The sequence below is a fragment of the Streptomyces sp. SID10853 genome, from assembly GCF_010548145.1.
Taxonomy (GTDB): domain Bacteria; phylum Actinomycetota; class Actinomycetes; order Streptomycetales; family Streptomycetaceae; genus Streptomyces.
The window spans coordinates 1-3,753 of sequence record NZ_JAAGLN010000389.1 but is presented as its reverse complement, the minus strand read 5'-3'; the positions used below and the strand labels follow the sequence as shown (position 1 = coordinate 3,753).

Below are 3,753 nucleotides of genomic sequence, written 5' to 3'. Positions count from 1 at the left end.
GCACCCGCGCCGGTTCGCGCTCGGCCCGCACACCACGGCCCGCTCGGCCGGCGCCTTCGCCAGGCCGCACACGAACGCCCCCGCCTTCCGGCAGAACGACGCCACCGCGCGCGCCGCCCTCACTGTGCTCAAGGAGTCCGACCGATGACAGCGAGCCCGACGAAACCCGGCCCGACCGCTACCGTCCCCAAGGGCGCAGGTACCGCGGACGCGCGGGACCAGGCCCCCGCCACGGACGTGCGGGACCAGGCCCCCGCCACGGACGCACGGGACCAGGCCCCCGCCATGGTCGAGATCAGGTCCGTGCACAAGAGCTTCGGCGCTCTCGAAGTGCTGCGCGGTATCGACCTGACGGTCCGCACCGGTGAGGTCACCGTCGTACTCGGCCCGTCCGGTTCGGGGAAGTCCACCCTGCTGCGGACCATCAACCATCTGGAGAAGGTGGACCGCGGCTGGATCAGTGTGGACGGGTCATTGATCGGCTACCGCCGCTCCGGCGACCGCCTCTTCGAACTGCCCGAGCGCGAGGTCCTCAAGCAGCGCACCCGGATCGGCTTCGTCTTCCAGAACTTCCATCTCTTCCCGCACCTGACCGTGCTGGAGAACATCACCGAGGCCCCGGTGGCCGCTCTGGGGAAACCCAGGAAACAGGCGGAGGCGGCCGCGGCCGGGCTGCTGGCCAGGGTCGGACTCGCCGACAAGGCGGCCGCCTACCCGGGCAGGCTCTCCGGCGGACAGCAGCAGCGGGTGGCCATCGCCCGCGCGCTCGCACTGGAGCCGAGCCTGCTCCTCTTCGACGAGCCCACATCGGCGCTCGACCCCGAACTCGTCGGCGAAGTCCTGGACGTCATCAAGGACTTGGCCGCCCAGGGCACCACGATGATCGTCGTCACCCATGAGATCGGCTTCGCCCGGGAGGCCGCCGACACGGTGGTCTTCATGGACGAGGGCCGGATCGTGGAGCAGGGCCCGCCCGCCGCCGTACTCGACCACCCGGAGCACGAGCGTACCCGCGCCTTCCTCTCCAAGGTCCTGTGAAAGGACTCCTGACCATGCCAGTGCCCCGCCCCCTCCACCTCGCCGCCGAGATCGGCGGCCGGCCGCGGTTCGACGCCCGCCACTACACCGGCCTCGCGCTCCTCGCCGAGCGCGGCACCCTGGACTTCGTCACCCTCGACGACTCCTTCGCCAGGCCGGGACCCGACGCGCCGGCCGTACTCGCCCGGGTCGCACCCGGCACCCGCCGGATCGGCCTCGTACCGGCCGTCACCACCACCCACACCGAGCCCTTCCATGTCTCATCGGCGATCGCGACCCTGGACTGGGTCAGCCGCGGCCGGGCCGGCTGGAGCACCGCGGTATCGGCGACCGCCGCCGAGGCCGCCCTGTTCGGCCGGCGCGACGCCGCGCCCGGCGACGAGCTCTGGCACGAGGCGGGTGAAGTGGCCGACGTGGCCGCCCGGCTGTGGGACAGCTGGGACGACGACGCCGAGATCCGTGATGTGGCCACCGGCCGCTTCATCGACCGCGACCGGCTGCACTACACCGACTTCACCGGCCGTACGTTCTCCGTCCGGGGACCCGCCATCGTGCCCAGACCGCCGCAGGGCCACCCCGTCACGGTGATCGACGGAACCGGTGCGGCGGCCCGCGAGGCGGCCGTCCGCCACGCCGATGTCGTACTCGTACGCGCCGACGACCCGCTCACCGCCCGCACGTTCCGCGAGGAGATCAGGAACCGGGTGGCCGCCCACGGCCGCAGCCCCGACCAGCTGCGCGTCCTGGTCTCGCTCCCGGTCGAACTGCACACCAGCGCCGACGCGGTGGGGCTCGCCCGGCTGATCGCCGACTGGTACGGGCAGGGCGCGGCCGACGGTTTCCATCTGCGCCCCACCGACGTCGAGCGCGACCTCCCGCTGATCGTCGACGGGACGGTCCCCGTGCTCCAGCACCACTGTCTGCTGCGCCGTTTCTATCCGGGCGCGACACTCCGTGAGCATCTGGGGCTGACCCGTCCCGCGGGCCGGTACGCGCGGAGCCCGCGGCCCGCGGGCAGCACACCACCGCAGCCACCGCATCCGCGGGACGAGACCGTGCGGACACCGCACACCAAGGACGCAATCCCCGGGGGACGGACGTGACCGCACCACAGAAGCAGCTCCATCTCGCCGCCCACTTCCCGGGCGTCAACAGCACCACGGTCTGGACCGATCCGCGCTCGCGGAGCCAGATCGAGTTCTCCTCCTTCGAGCATCTCGCCCGGACCGCCGAGCGCGGCAGGTTCGACTTCTTCTTCCTTGCCGAGGGGCTGCGGCTGCGCGAGTACCAGGGGCGGATCCACGACCTGGACGTGGTCGGCCGGCCCGAGTCGATCACCCTGCTCAACGCGCTGGCGGCCGTCACCGACCGGCTCGGGCTCGCCGCGACCGTGAACGCCACCTTCAACGAGCCGTACGACCTCGCGCGCAGGCTCGCCACCCTCGACCACCTCAGCGGCGGCCGGGCCGCCTGGAACGTGGTCACCTCGTCCGACGCCTTCACCGGGGAGAACTTCCGGCGCGGCGGCTATCTCGACCGGGCCGACCGCTACACCAGGGCCGCCGAGTTCGTCGCGACGGCGCGTGAACTGTGGGACTCCTGGAGCCCCGACGGCAGGTCGCGTCCCTTCGCCCACCAGGGCCGGCACTTCGACATCGCCGGCGAGTTCACCGTGCCGCGCTCCCCGCAGGGGCATCCCGTCGTCATCCAGGCGGGCGATTCGGACGAGGGCCGGGAGTTCGCCGCCTCGTCCGCCGACGTGATCTTCACCCGGCACGGCACGCTGGAAGCGGGCCGCGCCTTCTACGCCGACACCAAGCGGCGGCTGGCGAAGTACGGCCGTGAGCCGTCGGAGCTGAAGATCATGCCGGGGGTCAGCTACGTCCTGGGCGACACCGCCGCCGACGCGGCGGAGCGGGCGGCGGTCATCCGCGAGCAGCAGGTGTCCCCGCAGAACGCGATCCTCGCGCTGGAACAGATCTGGGGCCGGGACCTCTCCGCGTACGACCCGGACGGGCCGCTGCCCGACATCGACCCCGACCCCGGATCGGACTTCGTCCAGGGGCGGGTCAAGGTCGCCGACCCGCTCGCCGTCGCCGCGAAGTGGCGTGCGCTCTCGCAGGAGAAGGGGCTGTCCATCCGGCAGACGGTCATCGAGACCACCGGGCGCCAGTCCTTCATCGGCACCCCGGACGCGGTCGCCGCCGAACTCCACGCGTTCGTCCGGGCCGACGCCGCCGACGGGTTCATCCTCGTCCCGCACCTCACCCCGGGCGGACTCGACGACTTCGTCGACCGGGTCGTGCCGCTGCTCCAGGAGCGCGGGGTGTTCCGTACCGAGTACACGGGTGCGACGCTCCGCTCCCACCTCGGTCTCGCCGAGCCGGTATGGAAGGGTTGATCACATGACAGAAGGAACGGGAAGCACGGGAGACCCGGGCGGCCGCGCCGCTGCCGCGGACACGGGGGCGGCAGAAGCGGAGGCGGACAGCTGGCGGAAGTGGCACGAGGAGCGGACGGCGACGGTCTCCGCGCCCTACGGCCCGCTGGCCCTCACCGGCACCCACTGGCTCGACGACGCGCCGGACGGCCGGATCCCGGGCGTCGCGGGCCACTGGGCGGCGGCCGGCGACGAACTGGTGCTGACGGCCACCGATGAGGACGGGCTGGCCCTCGACGGGAAGCCGTTCACCGGCCGGGCCGCGCTCACCGCCG

General features: G+C 72.6%; 3 protein-coding genes and 1 pseudogene. All 4 read left to right on the top strand.

The window, feature by feature from the left end:
• Window positions 1–285: 285 nt before the first annotated feature.
• Entirely contained in the window at window positions 286–1,038 is a 753-nt protein-coding gene (locus G3I19_RS35190; protein WP_164267752.1) for an amino acid ABC transporter ATP-binding protein, read from the top strand.
• A 14-nt stretch (window positions 1,039–1,052) separates the two neighbouring features.
• Window positions 1,053–2,141, top strand: a complete 1,089-nt coding sequence (locus tag G3I19_RS35185; protein WP_164267751.1) for an LLM class flavin-dependent oxidoreductase — start codon at window positions 1,053–1,055, stop codon at window positions 2,139–2,141.
• The gene (locus G3I19_RS35180) at window positions 2,138–3,439 is read left to right on the top strand and encodes an NtaA/DmoA family FMN-dependent monooxygenase (RefSeq protein ID WP_164267750.1); all 1,302 of its coding nucleotides are present in this window, start codon (window positions 2,138–2,140) and stop codon (window positions 3,437–3,439) included. Before G3I19_RS35185 ends, G3I19_RS35180 begins: the two co-directional genes overlap by 4 nt.
• A 4-nt stretch (window positions 3,440–3,443) precedes the next feature.
• A pseudogene (locus tag G3I19_RS35175) lies at window positions 3,444–3,753 on the top strand (hypothetical protein); the annotation flags it as partial.